This is a genomic window from Pseudoalteromonas sp. ABV4_021, from assembly GCF_056159365.1.
This window is the reverse complement of record NZ_JBSWVB010000001.1, coordinates 1,930,628-1,948,270: the sequence shown is the minus strand read 5'-3', so window position 1 is coordinate 1,948,270 and position 17,643 is coordinate 1,930,628. Positions and strand designations below refer to the sequence as shown.

Below are 17,643 nucleotides of genomic sequence, written 5' to 3'. Positions count from 1 at the left end.
ATTATGTTAGAAATTAAGCCTATTTTTAATGCGCTGTTACGCTCCAAAGTGGGAGCCGTGTTATTGCTTATTCAAATTGCAATTACCACTGCAATCGTCAGTAACGCTGCGTTTATTATTAACGACCGTATTGAATATTTAAATCAACCCACCGGCTACCAAGAAGACAATATGTTTAAATTTAATGTGATGATGTTTGGTACCGATGTGGATTTAATCCAGCAGGTTGAACTTGATGAAGCGACGTTGCGCCAAATACCAGGTGTCATAAATGCCGCACATATTAACGCCGTACCTTTAACTGGTGGCGGTTCTTCAACGACATTTCGTTTAAAGCCTGCGCCTGATAAAGCGAAAACAGATACCGCCAGTTATTTCGAGACTGATGAGCATGGGTTAGATACATTGGGTGTAGAGCTTATCGCAGGGCGCAATTTTACCCAAGACGAAGTAGTTATAAATCGAGATTTTAGCAAACACCCGAATGTAGCATTAGCGACAAAAGCATTGATGGATGAGTTTTTCCCCGATGGCGACGGGCTAGGTAAAATCATTTATATGGGCGACCAACCGCTAAAAGTGGTTGGCATTATCGGCATGATGAAAGGCCCATGGTTAAAGCTAGAAGAGCGCAAAGATAAATCGGTAATTTTGCCATTGCTATACCCTCATAAGTTACAGCAATTTTTGGTACGCACTGAACCGGGTCAACGCGCTGAAGTCATGAAGAAAATTGAGAGTGTTATGCATCAAAGCTACGGCAAACGCGTTATTCAAGACTTAAAAGGGTTAGATAAGAAAAAAGCGAATTATGTAGCGGAAGATTTATTAATGATGCGTATGTTGGTGATTCTAATCAGTGTATTAGTATTAGTGACCGCGCTAGGTATCTTTGGTTTAACCTTGTTTAATATTAATAAGCGTACAAAGCAAATTGGTACACGACGTGCGCTGGGCGCGCGAAAATCCGCAATTGTTAAGTTTTTTGTTGTTGAAAATAGCATTATTTGTTTGGCGGGCTTAGTGTTAGGTGTTTGTGGCGCAGTCTTGTTAGGTCAACAATTAATGACCCAATACTCAGTGCCCGCGCTATCGTATGAGTATGTTGCAATTACCGCGTTAGGCGTATTTGTGATGAGCTTACTTGCTGTAATCGGCCCAGCCAAGCGCGCGGCCAATATTGCGCCAAGTATTGCGACACGAACGATTTAACCATTTGCAATGTCTTCGTGCTACACTCAGAACCGTCGGTGTAGCACGAATAAATAAAAGAAAAACAAATGGATAAAATTCTAATCATTGATGATAACCCAGCCGTTCTTGAAGCATTATCGCTGCTGTTGGAAATTCATGGCTATGATGTTGTAACGGCCAAAACGCCGTTTGAGGCAGAGCAAACGGTACGTTATCAACGTATCGCGTTGGCGATTCAAGACATGAACTTTGCCGCTGATACCACTTCTGGAGAAGAGGGTATTAGCCTTTTCTATACGCTACGCCAATTAAATGCAAACCTACCTATCATTCTCATTACAGCCTGGACTGAACTTGAAACCGCAATTGAGTTAGTTAAAGCAGGGGCTGCTGATTACATTGCCAAACCATGGGATGACAACAAGTTACTTACCACCATTGCAAATTTAGTCGCGTTAGGCAAAGCGCAGCAGGATAATGCTGTGTTAGCGCGGCAGCACGATGAACGTCACTTACCACATCAACAAGCGAATTTAGCAGGGCTTATTTATGCAAGTACTGCGATGGAGCGGGTAGTGGATATGGCACTGCAATTAGCTAAGTCAGATGTGTCAGTGTTGATCACAGGGCCCAATGGCAGTGGTAAAGAGCGCATCGCTGAAATTATTCAACTCAACTCAAATTTAGCCCATCAGCCATTTATTAAAGTGAATGCAGGCGCATTACCCGGAGAATTAATTGAAGCCGAGCTATTTGGTGCGGAAGCGGGTGCCTACACCGGTGCCAATAAACAGCGTATCGGACGATTTGAAGCAGCCGATGGCGGCACGTTATTTTTAGATGAAATTGGTAACTTACCACCTTCAGGTCAAATGAAGCTATTGCGCGTACTGCAAACCGGCGAGTTTGAACGTTTGGGTTCAGTACAAACAAAGCAGGTTAAAGTACGCGTTATTTCAGCAACTAATGCTGATTTACAACACGATATTAAAGCAGGACGTTTTAGAGAAGATCTCTATTATCGCCTCAATGTAATAGAGTTACGCTTGCCGCCGCTGGCTGAGCGAAAAGACGATATTATGCCGCTCGTTAAACACTTTTTACCAAACCGTGAATGCGGATTAGCAACTGAACAAGCGCTGGTAAATTACCCTTGGCCTGGGAATGTTCGCGAGCTTGAAAATGCCTGTAAACGCGCAGCTGTATTAAAACCAAGTGGCCAATTAGCATTAACGGATTTTGGCTTGGCGACACCAATGAGCGAGGTAAAAACCGCGGTAAATAATGAGCCAAACAAAACAGAAATCGAAGCGGCGATGCGCGAATATCAAGGCGTTATTGCAAAGGTGGCTCGTCATTTTGGCTTATCTCGCCAAGCGCTTTATCGTCGTTTGCAAAAATTCGATATTGACTATTGATAACAGTTTATGAAAACTTTTTTTGCTCATTATCGTATCCAAACTAAATTGCAGTTGGCGGTTGTAATAAGCCTTATTCTGGTACTGATCCCGTTATTACTGGTTCTGGATGTCTCGCTGAAACAAAGTGCCCTGGTTATATTAATTACTTTGTGTGCGGCTTGGTTTCTTAGCGGCTTACTCACACAATCGGTCAGCTCTGGGTTTCAAGCCCTTGAAACCGGATTGTTAAATTTCAAAGATGGCGAATTTTCTAGCCTGCTAGCATACGATGCGTCAGATGAATTAGGCCGCCTTTGCCACATTTACAATCAAACGGCAGACCATTTACGCCAAGAAAAGCAGTGGATTTATCAGCGAGAATTAATGTTGGACAAAGTACTGCAATCTTCTCCTCAAGCCTTGGTGCTGATTGATAGCAATGATTATGTGGTGTTTAGCAACCACAGTGCTAATCGATTATTTGATAGCGAACACAAACTAGAAGGCTTAAAGCGTGACGAGCTCTACAACGCCGCTAATGAACAAATAAAACAAGCAATGGAAGCAGGCAGAGATGGTTTGTTCCATTTACAGCACGAAAAAGATGAAAGTGAAACATGGCATCTTTCTACAGGTCAGTTTCTATTAAACAATCACCAACACCGCTTATATATTTTTAAACAACTTACGCGCGAATTGAGTCGTCAGGAAGTTGCGGTATGGAAGAAAGTGATACGTATTATTAGCCATGAATTAAATAACTCGTTAGGGCCAATGTCATCGATGTTACACAGTGGCAAGTTGTTATCGCAAAATGTGGATGAACCGCGATTGGAGCGTGTTTTCTCAACATTGCAGGAACGAATTAGTCACTTGAATGAGTTTGTGCAGGGTTATGGTAAGTTTGCCAAGCTACCGCTGCCTAAATTGGAGTTACTTGATTGGCAAAGTGTGCTGAATAATGTGCAGCAGCAATATGCTTTTAAACTTGACGGGCACGAGCCAAAGCACCGATGTTTTGCTGATCATATTCAACTTGAACAATTGTTGATTAACTTACTCAAAAACGCCCATGAATCAGGCTCGAAGCCACAAGAAATTGCGGTTAGTATTGAAAACAAACAAAGCGGCACCGTTATCAGCGTGATTGATGAAGGGCCCGGCATGAGTGAATCAGTTATGGCAAGTGCATTGGTCCCATTTTACTCAACGAAAGCCAGCGGCAGTGGTTTAGGTTTAGCGCTATGTCGTGAAATTGCCGAAGCTCATCATGGTCAGCTCAGTTTGCATAATCGTTCAGGTGGTAAAACGGGGTTAGTGGTAAACGTATTTTTACCCCATGTAAAATAAATAGGTAGTCATTGAAGGTGTTAAATCACTTTTAATTTTCTTTAATCAAGGTGATTTATAACTTAGGCTGTTATTTGTATCAAACGCATAATCTAAACGAAATATAAACTCAGCTAGGTTACAATAACTAAAATCGGTTGTTTGTCCCCAAATTATGCAGCGTGTCTCTAATCAATGGCTTCTTTTCTAAAATTTTGTTAAATTTTTATGACTGGTTTAGATAAACAGCAATAAGCACGTTAAATATTACTTCCCCAGCAGGTTACCTTTGAAATTCCCGTTCACTAAATTTAGCATTTTTGTTTTTATTTGTTGGTGTTTGCCAGCCACAGCAAAAATAATATTGCACACTGATAATGCACATGATTTAGCAAGTTTTAAACAAAGTGAAATGCGCAGCTTATCGTCTGAAACAAATATCTTAGCCTTAACACTGCAAACTCATAAATTACATTTTGAGTTTGTGCCGCTTAAGCGTTCGTTAAAGTTTATGGCAAAAGGCCAATCGATTTGTATTACGAATAAAATTAAAACGCATCAGCGCGCTCAGCAATTTATCTTTAGTAAACCCATTAATTTGTTTTTGGGCAGACGGCTCTATCAGTTCTCAGATTTATCGTCGCAAGGTATTAACGAGCCGATTAGCTTGGCTGAATTGTTTGTGCAGTATCCACAACGACGCTTAATTGTGTCAGACCAGATTTCATACGGCGATAAATTAGATCAGCAAATTACCGAGTTGCCTGAGCAAAACAAAATTGTGCGACGCGGTGCATCTCATGTACAAGGTATGCATGATATGTTTAGTGAAAAACGCGGTGAATACGCGCTTTTTTATCCACTTGAAATGAGTGCGAGGAAATGGCAAGAATCAACGGTAAGTTACACGGTTGCGGGTATTGAACCTTATGTTTTAGGTCGTTTAATGTGTGTAAATAACCCGGAAACAAGGCAGTTTATTGAAAAAGTGAATAAGCAAATTGATGCATTAAATCAAAACGGGGCGTTATTGCGTGCTCATCTTAAATACTATCATAGTGATTTTCATCAAGACGTCACACGCTTTGTAACTGCTGAGTTTTCTGCCGCGCACTAGCGAACCAAAATACGGGTTAAGTCGCTTGCTCTTGGCATTTTTGAGTAAAGTCTTTTTGCACAATTTCAAGCGCTTGCAGTACAGTTTTTGCATCAAGTTCATGTTGTTCTAGCAGCATTATTAAATCAACGGCTAATTGAACGTGTTTAGGCGCGTTTGCTAGGGTATTACTCTCAGTCATCACTGTTCTCACGTTTTGCAACGGCAGCGGTTGCAAACTCGATAGCGTCTCTTACGCGTTGTTCCATTTCTAAGCGTTCACTTTGTGACGAATAAAACGCCATATCAACTTCAAAACGAATGTATCGTGCAGGTAATTGATTCAATGCAGTACAACAAAAATCAGCTAATGTGTCTTTGTCGTACTTCGCTTCAATTTTTTGCTTTTCAATTTCGTCGGTTAATAGTTTTTCGTAATAATTATGAATATCGTCATGTAATTTCATGCTATTCCTTAAGATTACTTAATGAGACTGTTCTTAGTATTGCTTATATCTTTGGAATCGTCTATGCATTTGTCATGCTTAAATAAAGTTGTTTATGAACGTTTACTAAGTTCTCAACATTTCGCTGGTAACCGCCACCTGACGCCGTAAAAATAGGTATGTCATGGGATGCACAAAATGAAATAACACTTTGCTCGCGTTGTTTTACGCCCGCTAAGCTGACGTTAAAATAGCCAAGTTCGTCGCCGCTAAAAATATCGGCTCCGGCATTGTAAAGCACGATATCAGGTTGCTCCATGAGCAATGTAAGTAAGCATTGCTGTAACATGGTTTGGTATTCTTGGTCATTGGCATGTTTATTGAGCGTAAAATCGTAATCTGAATGCTGCTTTTTAGCTGGGAAGTTTTGCGCACAGTGCAATGATATTGTCACGATATCTTCCATCGCTTGCGCGCATACCGCTGAACCATCACCTTGGTGTACATCAAGGTCGAGAATAACAACTTTGCTTACCAAGTTGTTATCAAGTAAATGACGTGCGGCAATTACCAAATCATTAAAAATGCAAAAGCCACTGCCAAAACTGGGGAAGCTATGGTGATAGCCGCCGCTTATTTGACTCGCGATTTGTGTTTCAAGGGCAAGCTTTGCTCCTTGAATTGATGCGCCAATTGAATAAAGCGTGCGCTCAACAAGTTGTGGCGACCATGGGAATCCCATTTTACGCACCGCTTTTGGCTCAAGGGTGCCTGCGACAAACTGCTGTACAAAGACTCGGCAATGTATTTTGCTAATATCATCTAAGCTTGCTTTTTCGGGCGTGATAAAGCGAAATTGTTCAGCTAATTCATGCTTAATAAATTGATAAAGCAATTGGTATTTTTCAATTGGAAAGCGATGGTTTTCGGGCAGTGATAAAGATGAGTAACTAGGGTGATAAAAAATCGGTATCGTCATTATCGGTTTGATTTCTCCGCCAGTTGAATTTTTTCTTCGACAGCCGTAATGGCCTTGCGGCAACGGCCCAACCTGCCATGTAGCACAAGAATTTCGTTATTTAATACCTTGGCGCGCTCACTACTGCAGTTTATTTTTTCGTTTTGCCTAAGTTCAATCATTTCTTGTAAGCGACGCTCAAACTCATGGTTTTGAGATAGTTCACGATACAACTCTTGCGATGATTGAATGATCTTTTTAACTGCTTTTTTGTAGCGGGTAACTGGCTTAAACTGCTGTTCTTTTTTCCAAACGCTGGTTGCTTTTAACGCGGTAATAATAGCGTTAATTTGCTGTGAAATTGACTCAAGAGCAAAGCGCTGAGCATGTCTTCGCTCGCTTGAGGGTAGGGCGTCGATGTTATCAAATACTTCGGTTAGGTAATCGCTAAGCTTTACGCTTTTGGTACGAAACAAATGATGTTCAAATAAACCATGCTGGTTTTTAACAAAGCGCTCACTTTTAAATAAATTTTGCTGGTCAAACTGTTGGCAGCTAACTTTTAAGCGTTCTACTTGGTTTTTAAGTGTTTCGACTTGTGCACTTGTTTTAAGCATAGACATCTAAAATTAATTTAATCGCTAACACAATGACAACGGTATTGAACACAGGTTTAATTAACTTACTGCCGAATTTAATCGCTGAATGTGCGCCTATCCAGGCGCCTAGCATGATAAACGCGCCCATAGTTAAACCTAGCATAAAATGCACATGGCCAAGTGCCACAAAGGTGGCCAGCGATACCACATTACTGATGAAGTTCATCGAGCGTGCTAAACCACAATTCAGTAATATACCCATTTTATACAGAAAGCTGTTTGAAGCGGTCCAAAATGTGCCCGCACCGGGCCCTGCAACACCATCATAAAAGCCCAGAATAAGCCCTTGCCAGCTTTGCTTTACTTTTAGTTGTGAGTTTTCGGGAGGTAGCTGCATATTTTCTGCGAATTGGCTTTTATTAAATAAGCTATATATTGCAACCACAATAATTACTATGGGAAGTAGTAAGTTAAGAAACTCTTGAGTAAGAAAATCAACAATTAATGTGCCAAGGATTGCACCTAGGGCAGTTGCACAGGCTGATACCAACCAAAAACGCGGATTAAAAAGCTTTTTCTTATAATACGTAAAACTCGCAGTTAATGAACCAAAACTAGCGGCTAATTTGTTGGTGCCAAGTGCTAAATGCGGAGGCAGGCCAGCGGTTAAAAGGGCTGGCACGGTTAGCATACCGCCACCACCGGCAACAGCGTCTATAAACCCAGCGGCTAATGCTGCGGAGCAGAGCACAAGCCAAGTTGTAGGCTCTAAAGCTAGTTCTATCATTAATACTCGATTTTTCGTTTGAACGGGGGCAGCGAATCCAACATGGCTTTACCGTAGCGCTTGGTAACTAAGCGTCTGTCTAAAATGGTTATTTCACCACGATCAGATTCTTTACGAAGCAGTCTACCACAGCTTTGTACTAATTTCTTTGCCGCTTCGGGTACGGTGATAGACAAAAATGGATTACCACCTTTCGTTTCGATATATTCACTTTGTGCTTGCTCTATCGGCGACGTGGGCACTGCAAATGGGATTTTGGTGATGATTAAGTTTGTCAGTAAATCGCCTGGTAGGTCTAATCCTTCTGAAAAACTTTGGGTGCCAAACAAAATTGACCCTTTTCCATTTTTAACTTTGTCGCGATGAAGCGTAAGTAACGCATCGCGAGAGGCCTCACCTTGCAGTAATAAACTGAAGCCTTTTTTTCTTAGACCCTCTGCCACTTGGTTCATTTGCCAATAAGAGGCAAATAACACCAAATTTGCCTGATCTTTTTTAATGTAATTGGGCAGGGTTTTAATTAACTCGTCGCTAAATTCTTTATGATTTGGCTCTTTGCTGATGTTTGGAATAGTCAGTACTGCATTTTCTTTATAATCAAAAGGCGATTGCGCTTTGATGTACTTAACCCCTTCGATAGGTTTCAAGCCAGCTTCAAAAGCAAAGTGGTCAAATGAACCAAGTGCCGATAAAGTAGCAGAGCAAAGCACCGCACCGGCACATTCTTGCCATAGCTTATCGTGTAAATAATAGCCGACTTGAATAGGACAGTCTGCTAACAGGTAATCAACGTGATTTTTGTATTCAAGTTGCTTAAGCCAGCGTGCATGGGGAGGATTAGATTGCTCGATAGACAAATTACCCCATAACTTAGCGAAGCCATCGAGGCGCGTTAAGTAATGGCCACTTTCAGATAGTAGCGGTTCGGCCACTTTTTTACTCACGTCGCCATCAGACAAATCTAAGGTAAGCGCGTCGTGCATTTTGGTGAGAAACTTAAGCATATTGTTTGATGATTGCTTTAAATCTTTCACCCAATTGCTGATACCTTTTGGCAACTGCCCTTGCTCAAAACGGTGTACATTATCTTCGTTAAATTCAAAGTAATTATCGGCAAAAAATGTTTTCACATTTTTTAAGTCTTTTGCACTGTCGTTAATGGCATCTGCAAGTTTAAAGTTGAGACCCGTTGCGCGTGTTGAGCTGATCGCATTAGCCATTTTTTGGTTAAATTTAGCTAGCTTATCTAACCACTCTAAGGTAGCGACTAAAGTACTTGATGCCGATGAAAAGTCGCGTGCTACTTGCGGCAAATGATGTGCTTCATCGATAACGTAAATACTGTCTGACGGTTCAGGTAAAATAACCCCAGCACCGAGTTCTAGATCTGCCAGTAATAAAGAGTGGTTTACAATAATCACATCAGCTTTGGCTAAACGGTCGCGAGCGCTATGAAAAGGGCAGTGCGCATGGCTAGCTAATTGACGCTGGCACGAGTGTTTGTCACTTTGAATTAAACGCCATACATTGTCGGAGATGACTTTAGGCCAAGTATCTCTATCACCTTGCCATGTGCCTTTTTTATAGGCGGCTTGCAGTTGTTTTAAACTCTCTTGCTCTTTTTCATTTAGAGGCGCATCGGTGGTCGTTAAAAAATTAAGCTGCGATGGATCATCAACGAGCGCGTTGTATAAACGCTCAGCGCAAACATAACGCTGGCGCCCTTTTGCGAGCTCAAAGCTAATTTCAATACCTGAGTTCTTTGCAAAAAATGGCAGCTCTTTATTGATTAATTGCTCTTGTAACGCAACTGTGGCGGTTGAAATGATCAGGCTCTTTTTGTGCTGCTTTGCGTAGGGAATAGCACCGATACAATATGCTAACGATTTGCCTGTACCTGTGCCAGCTTCTATGACCGCAATGCGCTCTGTGCGGTGGTAATTTCCTGCTAAGGTTTTAGCGATTTCCGCCACTAGGTAATTCTGACTCGGACGTGAGCGGTAATCAGGTAATTTGGCTGCAATATTAGTATGAATAGTGCGAATGGTTTTTTTTAGGGAGTCAGCCAGCATGTTAGGTCCGAGAAAAGGCGTTTTCGCGATTTTAAAGGTGCTTGTAATTAATAACAATGCAATACAGGGATTTTTTCTTTTGTTAGACTGTCGCGATAATCAAGTTTAATAATAGTTGTAATGGTAATTGAGCGTACTTTTTCTGGGTTAATTTTAACCAAACAACAGTTTGACCGCGACGGTAAGCTGATTTTAGTGTTTTGGTTAAAATCTAAAGAAGGCCCCGTACGCGTCGAAGTTACAGGCGAACAGGCGGTGGTATTTTGTTTGTCGGAAGATGTCAAATGGTATAGCGATGCGCTTAATCGTGAAGGTATCGCTTTTGAGCAAAAATTACTTCCTCTTAAACATTTTAATCAAAGTAACGTTAGCGGCTTTTATTTCACTAGCCTAAAAGCCTTTTTTGCTGCAAAAGAAACAGCAAATGAAGTCGGTGTGATCCTGTACGAACAGGATATTCGCCACGCTGAGCGCTATTTAATGGAGCGTTTTATTCAAGGGCAAGCGTGGGCAAAGGGGCAATATAAGTTTAGCCAGGGTGTGCATTGTTTGTATCAAGCAAAACTGGCTAAAAGTGAACAAACGAGTTTAGCCGCGCACGAATTGACTTGTGTCTCACTCGATATAGAGTGCAGTGGGTTAGGGGTGCTCTATTCGATAGGCTTTTATAATGCGAATTACCAAAAAGTGGTAATGATAGGGCAAGGTGAAGGTCATGAATGGTTGGAGTGGGCTGCTGATGAAACTGCTCTACTCAAGCGCTTTGTTGCTATCACACAAGAATTAGACCCAGACGTATTCATCGGTTGGAATGTTATTGATTTTGATTTTGTGATGTTAGCTAAGCGAGCAGAAGCGCTTGGTATAAAGTTATCGCTTGGGCGCTTTGCTAGCCAGCTTCGCGTGACGCAATCAAAAATCAATAAACTTAACTTACCCGGGCGTATGGTGCTCGATGGCATTGATATGCTGAAAAACGCAAGCTACCATTTTTCCAGCTTTCGTTTAGGGCAAGTAAGCCATGAATTACTCGGTGAAGAAAAGCTGATCCAAGGTGGCGATACACTTGCAGAAATCGAACGCCAGTTTAAGCACGAAAAACTAGCGTTAGCCAAATACAATCTGCAAGACTGTAAGCTGGTATGGGATATTTTTCAGAACAAATCGCTAATCGATTTTGCGATAGCAAGATCCAAACTAACAGGGCTTGATTTAAACCGCCTAGGTGGTTCCGTCGCAGCGTTTACCAATTTATATTTGCCGCATTTACATCGTGCTGGGTATATCGCCCCTAATTTAGGTGATTCCCCAGTACAATTTGAAAGCCCTGGTGGCTATGTAATGGACTCACTTCCTGGTCTTTATAAGAATGTCTTAGTACTCGATTATAAAAGTCTTTATCCGTCAATTATTCGTACTTTTAAGATTGATCCTATGGGGTTAGTTGAAGGGTTAATGCAAGATGGCACGATAGAGGGGTTTAACGGTGCTCAATTTTCTCGCACCAAACATTTTATTCCTTCGCTTATCAACCAGCTATGGCAAGCAAGAGAGGCGGCAAAAACAGCCAAAGATGAAACAATGTCTTACGCCATAAAAATTATTATGAATAGTTTTTATGGCGTATTAGGTTCGACCGGATGCCGGTTTTATGACCCGCGCTTGTCAAGTTCGATTACCATGCGTGGTCATGAAATCATGAAAAAAACCAAGCAGTTAATTGAAGAAGCCGGTTACCAAGTAATATACGGCGATACAGATTCAACCTTTGTCTCGATAGACGGAGAAGCCTCTAAAGCAAAGTGTAACGACATAGGTAAGCAATTAGTTAACAAAATAAATAGCTACTGGCAGGCTGAATTGAGTGAAAAAGGGTTAGACAGCGCACTAGAAATTGAGTTTGAAACTCATTATCAGCCATTCTTTATGCCTACATTGCGCGGTGAAACAACTGGGTCGAAAAAGCGTTATGCTGGTATTAACCAAGATGGAGAGCTAATATTTAAAGGCCTTGAAGCGGCACGTGGTGATTGGACTCGTTTAGCGAAAGAGTTTCAGACCGAGTTGTACCAACGACTATTTAGCAATCAAGCTGTCGATGAATACATCACACAACAGGTTAGTGCCCTTAAATCAGGCGCATTTGATGACAAACTTGTATATCGTAAGCGCTTAGGGCAAGAGCTTGAAATGTATCGCCGTAATATCCCACCTCATGTTAGAGCTGTATTAGATTACCAGCTAAAACACCCCGATTTTTTCATCAAACGAGGCGACTGGGTGAATTATCTTGTAACACTTGATGGCCCCGTTTACTTAGCTGATGGTGATGTGTCAGAAGTGAATCGAATCGATTATCAACATTACTTAGATAAGCAACTAAAGCCAATTGTAGAGGCGCTTGAAAAGGCGTTAATGTTAAATTTTGAACAGTTAGTTAATGAGCAACAAAGCCTTTTCTAAAAAGTTCAAAAAAAATGTAATTTTTTGATTACAATTAAAGCTTACGAGGTTGTTTTATTTTTTTTATTTTAAATCAATGTTTTATATTTATTTTGTACCTAAAAGCGGTGTGTTTCTAAGTGTGTATAAATGTGATCTAACTGAAACATCTAAGTCTTAAATGTTAAAACTTTATAAACACATGTTGACCGGTGTTTGCCCTTATGATTATTATTGCCCTCGGATAAATGAGTTTCGACTCAAAAAAATCAATCAACAATTTGTTAGATTGTGAATAAAAGTAAATCCACAAATGTGGTCCAGGGAGAAATCTAAATGTTAAATAATAAACTAGCGAAGGCGGTTCGTTTAGCGATCGCTTTCGGTGGTGCTAGCACTGCTGTTTTTGCAGCAAACGCTAATGCCGCTGAAGAACAAGCAGCTGAAGCTGTTGAACGTATCGAAGTAACAGGTTCTCGTATCAAGCGTACTGATATGGAGGGTGCTAACCCTGTAGTTGTAATCGACAGAGCATCTTTAGACAATTCAGGTCAATTAAGTGTTTCTGACGTGTTAAACAGATCTACGTTTAACTCTTTTGGTTCAATCCAACCTTCATCTGGTAATACTGCACAAAGTCAAGCTACTGTAAATCTACGTGGTTTAGGTTCAAGCCGTACATTAGTGCTTATCAATGGTAAGAAAATGCCAGGTTCACCTGTAATGGGCGGTGGTGCAGCTGACTTAAACACAATTCCTTTCGCTGCAGTTGAACGAATCGAGGTTATGAGTGACGGTGCGTCTGCTGTATATGGTTCAGATGCAATTGCAGGTGTTGTAAACATCATCCTGCGCGACGATTTTGAAGGCGTTCAAGTTCAAGCTCGAGCTGGTAGCCCTAGCCGTGACGGTGGCGGTGATGAGTCTTCATTCTCAATCATCACTGGTCTTTCAAATGACAAATCAAGCATTGTTTTCAGCTATGAACATGACGAACGCGATATCATTTTCGCACGCGACCGTTGGTTTACGTCTTCTACGGACGATGGTTCAGGCACTTACGGTGGTACTACTGGTTTAAGCTGGTACGGTCGTAATATCTTAGATATGACCACGTTTGAATTTAACCCAATGATCAGCGGTCAAGACTGTTCACAATACGGTGACCTATTCAGTTATCATAATGATGCGCCAGACTTCCCAGATGATGACGGCTGTCACTTCGATTACACAGCTGTATCAGCAGATGCTGCGTCAACGAAACGTGACTCAGTATTTGTAGACTATGACTATGAAGTAAGCGATAACACTACGTTTAACTTCCGTTCTTTACACGCTCGTAATGAGAGCTTTGGTCGCTATGCTCCTGCTGCAGGTTGGTTCACATTCCCTATGGATATGCCAGCTGAAAATGGTCTAACAGCAGTAAACGAAGGTGACCGTGGTTACTACCGTTTCAACAACGTTGGCCCATCACGTGATACTTGGCAGGTTAGTAACATGCAAGACTGGGCTGCTTCTTTAGAAGGTCTTACAGAACTATTTGACTGGCATGTAGACGCTCACTACAATCGTTATGACATGAACGAGTGGGGTCAAGGTTACGTTCACCGTCCAAGCGTTGAGCAAGCAATTCGTGATGGTTGGGACCCTCGTGACCCAGACCAGTCAAAATACACCTCGCAACTTGCTGACCTAGCTGCAAACAGTAACCGTCGCTCAGGTAGTACACTTCGTGAACTTAGTGGTGGCATGACGTTTAACGAACTAGCTGATTTTGGTGCAGGTTCAGTAGCTCTTTACGTTGGTGCAAACTATAAAGAGACAACATATTTTGACCAAGCTGAAGCACAAAACGAAGCTAAGAATATTATTGGTACAGCAGGTGGTTCTGCATCGGGTGACCGTGAAGAGTACGCAGTTTTTGCTGAATTAGTAGTACCAGTACTTGACAGTTTAGAATTTAACTTCGCTGGTCGTTATGATGACTTTAGTGATGTAGGTTCATCGTTTGTACCTAAGGCTTCACTTCGTTACCAACCATTTGAATCTCTTGTTGTACGCGCATCATGGGGTCAAGGTTTCCGTGCTCCTACACTTGAGGATTTATACAAAGCGCCTTCAGAGTCTGCAAGCAGCGCGAAAGACGTAGTACTTTGTTCATCAGCGGGAACTAACCGTGCAGATTGTCGCACGCAACAGCACACGACTTACTTCATTGGTACTGAAAACCTTAAACCTGAAGAGTCAGAAAGTATTAATTTTGGTATCGTGTATAATGTAACGGACAATGTTGACGTTTCATTCGATTACTACAATATTGACATCACTAACCAAGTTTCTTCTCTATCAACTCAAGACGTATTTGATTTAGAAAACATTGGTTTACTAGGCGACCCAGAGAATCCAAATGATAACGCGCCAGGTTATGAAGGTGCAGCTGTAGACCGTGGTGGTAACCCTACAGGTCGTTCACTTCTTGTTACAGCACCTATGGCGAATATTCCAGGTTTCTCTACAGATGGTTTTGACTTCAAAGCAAATGCATTATTTGATTTAGGTGGTGCAGGTGAAATTAAGACTAACTTCGCTTGGTCAGAAGTTTTGTCTTATGAAGAGCCAGATATCATCGGTTTACCTAAAGTTAACAAGATCGGTCGTAATGGTCTTCCTGAGCGTCGTATCTCACTAGGAGCGACATGGTTATTCGAAGATCACACTCTTAATGTGAATCTTAACCATATCGCATCTCAGGCTGAAGAAACTGAAACAGATGAAACTGGTACAATCTTCACTGCAGTTGGTGAGTTAGACGATTACAACATCGTTGACTTAAACTATACATATGCAACACCTTGGAATTTAGACATTACTGCTGGTGTTAATAATGTAACAGATGAAGATCCTGTTTTAGATAGTGACTTAGGTTACGATTCAAACTTATATAGCATCGTTGGTCGTTTATACTTTGTAGGTTTCCGCTACAAATTCTAATTAGATTTAAGATGTATTAAAGCCTGCAATTGCAGGCTTTTTTTATTTGTATTGGATCGATTTAGCTAATATACAACAATAATAAAGGAGTTTTTTTGATGACTTCACATTGGAGCGAGTATTGGAAACAAGGTCATTTAACGTCATTTGGTGAAAGTTATAAAAAAACTTATACGGGAGTGTTAAAAGATCAATGGCTCCCCTTATTTTCAACTCTAAAAGACGGATTTAAATGCCTTGATATTGCAACAGGAAATGGCGGGTTAGCGATTTTAGTTGATGATTTTACATTCGTTAATAAGATAAGAGGCAGTATAACTGCGATTGATTTTGCTAAAATTAATAACCATGCGATTGATAAAGCGCACAAGTTTAAAAACAATATTTTATTTAGAGAGTTATTTAAAGCTGAAGATGTAGACAAATTGGATGACAATTACGAGTTAATTATTTCCCAATTCGGTATCGAGTATTCTGATATTAGTGAGTCGATAATTGCATCTAAAAAGCGTCTAAGTGCTAATGGTAAGATCGGCTTAATGATGCATCATTCTAATTCTGCAATAATTCAGCGAAATGAAAGAACGCTTACGTTAGTGAGGTCAGAGGCGTTTAGAGCCTGTATGGATCATTTTATTAAGCTAATTAAATGCTCTTTTGATATAACGAGTAAAGAATCACTTAGGCTATTAAAAGTAAATAGAGATGCTGAGCATCACCGACATCAATTAAATTACTTATTAAAAGAATTATTTGAACATGATGAAATGGCTATAAAGGATACGAACTTACCTGAATATGTATCTCAGTTTATGAAAATTGGCGTAATTTCAGAACGTCATGTTAAAAAGCAATTTATCGAATATCTTAAGACACAGATCGAAACATTACAGAATCGTTTGTCTGAATTAGTAGAAGCGGCCTTAGCACCAGATAAATTATCTTCACTTATTAAATACGCGAAGTTAAATGGATTGGCCGCTACCGAACAAAGTGAAGTTCTGAATGAATCTGGCGAAATACTAGCTTGGTTTGTGGTCTTCGAACACAGTCATATTGAATGAAATCATAATCGTTTTGTCGAGTCTATAGAAGTAAGCTTATATAAAGAAGCATGACTTTTATGCTTCTTTATATACTTATGCGTACCCAAACGCATATTTAGTCATTAAAAAACAGAATATCTTTATCAATTCAGCCTAAAAACCTTTCAATAACATTCTACCTAGGCGTTTTTTTTGAAAAAAAAAAATAATTGCGTTAATTGTTAATAATTTTTTACTAAAGCCAATCTGATATGGCTATAAACTATCTTTCTTGGACGGTATAGCGCGATTAACAAAAGGTTAAATGTAAACAGTTTGTTTATTAAATTGTTGCATTAAAGCATTTGTTTATCTTAGAGCAGTATTTTACTAAGTTTGGCTGTTGACACTCTTCTATGCATTTAGCATTATTGGTGAGTTGGTGCATTTTTTATGTGCACCATTCATGATTGAGTTTTAATCAGTTTAAATTCTAAAAAAGTAACATTACTTAATTGGTTGGGAACTATGTCTGTTAAAATCAGAAAAAGTCTTGTAGCTTCAGCGTTGGTTGGCGCGGTTGCACTTACAAGCAGCAATGTGATGGCAGATCCTTTGAAAGACATTCACAATGTTGAAGGTCAGACTATTAAGGCTGCACAAAAGTCTCAGAACAAAATCGATAACGTATTCGAGCAAACAGTTGAACTGAAAGCGGAGTATGACACTACGATTAACCAAACTGAGATCCTAAAAGTTTATAATGATCACCTAGCACGTTTGGTTGCAGACCAAAATGCGGGTATCGAATCATTAAATAAACAAATCAAAGAAATCGATACAACTAAACGTAACGTTGTGCCTTTGATGTATCGCATGATCGATACGCTTGAGCAATTCATCAAAGCGGACGTTCCTTTTGACACTGAAAAGCGTTTAGACCGTGTTGAAAAGTTACGTGAGTTAATGACTAACTCATCAGTAACGACTTCTGAAAAGTACCGTCAGGTTCTTGAAGCATACCTTACAGAGAAAGATTACAGCACTGTTGTAACTGCTACTCAAGGTGCTATCAACCTAGATGGTCGTGATATCACTGTAGACTTCGGTCGTGTTGGTCGTATCGCTTATGTAGCTCAGTCTCTAGACCTTAAGAATGCTTGGGTTTGGAACAACTCTACAAAGCAGTGGGACAAGCTAGGTGACGAATACATCAGCCCTATTACTGATCTTATTCGTATGGCGCGTAAGCAAAAAGCTTACGATATTGTTAGCCTTCCAATCTTTGGCGCGGAGTAATC

14 protein-coding genes are annotated in these 17,643 nt (G+C 40.5%); 8 read left to right on the top strand and 6 right to left on the bottom strand.

The window, feature by feature from the left end; translation table 11 throughout:
* Positions 1 to 3 precede the first annotated feature (3 nt).
* From ACXAFE_RS09125 to ACXAFE_RS09110, 4 genes are all read left to right on the top strand, one after another.
* Positions 4 to 1,212, top strand: a complete 1,209-nt coding sequence (locus ACXAFE_RS09125; protein WP_475151559.1) for an ABC transporter permease — start codon at positions 4 to 6, stop codon at positions 1,210 to 1,212.
* 68 nt (positions 1,213 to 1,280) lie between these two features.
* Positions 1,281 to 2,612, top strand: coding sequence for a sigma-54-dependent transcriptional regulator (locus ACXAFE_RS09120; RefSeq protein WP_475151557.1), 1,332 nt, complete (start codon positions 1,281 to 1,283; stop codon positions 2,610 to 2,612).
* Positions 2,613 to 2,621: 9 nt separating this feature from the next.
* Positions 2,622 to 3,944 carry a sensor histidine kinase gene (locus tag ACXAFE_RS09115; RefSeq protein ID WP_475151554.1) on the top strand — a complete coding sequence of 441 codons (1,323 nt, stop codon included), beginning with the start codon at positions 2,622 to 2,624 and terminating at the stop codon, positions 3,942 to 3,944.
* Between the two features lie 343 nt (positions 3,945 to 4,287).
* The gene (locus ACXAFE_RS09110; RefSeq protein WP_475151552.1) at positions 4,288 to 5,040 is read left to right on the top strand and encodes a hypothetical protein; all 753 of its coding nucleotides are present in this window, start codon (positions 4,288 to 4,290) and stop codon (positions 5,038 to 5,040) included.
* 16 nt (positions 5,041 to 5,056) lie between these two features.
* Here ACXAFE_RS09110 and ACXAFE_RS09105 read toward each other — a convergent pair whose 3' ends face one another.
* From ACXAFE_RS09105 to dinG, 6 genes are all read right to left on the bottom strand, one after another.
* Positions 5,057 to 5,221 carry a YbaM family protein gene (locus ACXAFE_RS09105; protein ID WP_475151550.1) on the bottom strand — a complete coding sequence of 55 codons (165 nt, stop codon included), beginning with the start codon at positions 5,219 to 5,221 and terminating at the stop codon, positions 5,057 to 5,059.
* Complete coding sequence (locus tag ACXAFE_RS09100; RefSeq protein WP_475151547.1) at positions 5,214 to 5,486, bottom strand: late competence development ComFB family protein; 273 nt, start codon at positions 5,484 to 5,486, stop codon at positions 5,214 to 5,216. The genes ACXAFE_RS09105 and ACXAFE_RS09100 overlap by 8 nt, the downstream gene beginning before the upstream one ends.
* A gap of 61 nt (positions 5,487 to 5,547) precedes the next feature.
* Positions 5,548 to 6,444, bottom strand: coding sequence for a histone deacetylase family protein (locus tag ACXAFE_RS09095; RefSeq protein WP_475151544.1), 897 nt, complete (start codon positions 6,442 to 6,444; stop codon positions 5,548 to 5,550).
* Positions 6,444 to 7,040 carry a primosomal replication protein gene (locus tag ACXAFE_RS09090; protein WP_475151540.1) on the bottom strand — a complete coding sequence of 199 codons (597 nt, stop codon included), beginning with the start codon at positions 7,038 to 7,040 and terminating at the stop codon, positions 6,444 to 6,446. The genes ACXAFE_RS09095 and ACXAFE_RS09090 overlap by 1 nt, the downstream gene beginning before the upstream one ends.
* The gene (locus ACXAFE_RS09085; protein WP_054979844.1) at positions 7,033 to 7,809 is read right to left on the bottom strand and encodes a sulfite exporter TauE/SafE family protein; all 777 of its coding nucleotides are present in this window, start codon (positions 7,807 to 7,809) and stop codon (positions 7,033 to 7,035) included. Before ACXAFE_RS09085 ends, ACXAFE_RS09090 begins: the two co-directional genes overlap by 8 nt.
* A complete protein-coding gene (gene dinG, locus ACXAFE_RS09080) occupies positions 7,809 to 9,881 on the bottom strand; it encodes an ATP-dependent DNA helicase DinG (RefSeq protein WP_475151535.1) in 2,073 nt (690 codons plus the stop codon). The genes ACXAFE_RS09085 and dinG overlap by 1 nt, the downstream gene beginning before the upstream one ends.
* A 120-nt stretch (positions 9,882 to 10,001) precedes the next feature.
* On the opposite strand from dinG, the gene ACXAFE_RS09075 reads away from it, so the two are divergent.
* From ACXAFE_RS09075 to ACXAFE_RS09060, 4 genes are all read left to right on the top strand, one after another.
* On the top strand, positions 10,002 to 12,344 hold the full coding sequence (locus tag ACXAFE_RS09075) for a DNA polymerase II (RefSeq protein WP_475151532.1): 2,343 nt from the start codon (positions 10,002 to 10,004) through the stop codon (positions 12,342 to 12,344).
* Between the two features lie 315 nt (positions 12,345 to 12,659).
* Entirely contained in the window at positions 12,660 to 15,317 is a 2,658-nt protein-coding gene (locus ACXAFE_RS09070) for a TonB-dependent receptor plug domain-containing protein (RefSeq protein WP_475151530.1), read from the top strand.
* 98 nt (positions 15,318 to 15,415) lie between these two features.
* Positions 15,416 to 16,381, top strand: a complete 966-nt coding sequence (locus ACXAFE_RS09065) for a hypothetical protein (protein WP_475151527.1) — start codon at positions 15,416 to 15,418, stop codon at positions 16,379 to 16,381.
* A 489-nt stretch (positions 16,382 to 16,870) separates the two neighbouring features.
* On the top strand, positions 16,871 to 17,641 hold the full coding sequence (locus ACXAFE_RS09060) for a DUF3450 domain-containing protein (protein WP_010559750.1): 771 nt from the start codon (positions 16,871 to 16,873) through the stop codon (positions 17,639 to 17,641).
* The last annotated feature ends 2 nt before the right edge of the window (positions 17,642 to 17,643 follow it).

Coding starts and splice junctions, on each gene's coding strand:
- ACXAFE_RS09070 (WP_475151530.1), top strand. CDS start 12,660: ATGTTAAATAATAAACTAGCGAAGGCGGTTCGTTTAGCGATCGCTTTC.
- ACXAFE_RS09095 (WP_475151544.1), bottom strand. CDS start 6,444: ATGACGATACCGATTTTTTATCACCCTAGTTACTCATCTTTATCACTG.
- ACXAFE_RS09100 (WP_475151547.1), bottom strand. CDS start 5,486: ATGAAATTACATGACGATATTCATAATTATTACGAAAAACTATTAACC.
- ACXAFE_RS09065 (WP_475151527.1), top strand. CDS start 15,416: ATGACTTCACATTGGAGCGAGTATTGGAAACAAGGTCATTTAACGTCA.
- ACXAFE_RS09105 (WP_475151550.1), bottom strand. CDS start 5,221: ATGACTGAGAGTAATACCCTAGCAAACGCGCCTAAACACGTTCAATTA.
- ACXAFE_RS09120 (WP_475151557.1), top strand. CDS start 1,281: ATGGATAAAATTCTAATCATTGATGATAACCCAGCCGTTCTTGAAGCA.
- ACXAFE_RS09060 (WP_010559750.1), top strand. CDS start 16,871: ATGTCTGTTAAAATCAGAAAAAGTCTTGTAGCTTCAGCGTTGGTTGGC.
- dinG (WP_475151535.1), bottom strand. CDS start 9,881: ATGCTGGCTGACTCCCTAAAAAAAACCATTCGCACTATTCATACTAAT.
- ACXAFE_RS09075 (WP_475151532.1), top strand. CDS start 10,002: ATGGTAATTGAGCGTACTTTTTCTGGGTTAATTTTAACCAAACAACAG.
- ACXAFE_RS09115 (WP_475151554.1), top strand. CDS start 2,622: ATGAAAACTTTTTTTGCTCATTATCGTATCCAAACTAAATTGCAGTTG.
- ACXAFE_RS09125 (WP_475151559.1), top strand. CDS start 4: ATGTTAGAAATTAAGCCTATTTTTAATGCGCTGTTACGCTCCAAAGTG.
- ACXAFE_RS09085 (WP_054979844.1), bottom strand. CDS start 7,809: ATGATAGAACTAGCTTTAGAGCCTACAACTTGGCTTGTGCTCTGCTCC.
- ACXAFE_RS09090 (WP_475151540.1), bottom strand. CDS start 7,040: ATGCTTAAAACAAGTGCACAAGTCGAAACACTTAAAAACCAAGTAGAA.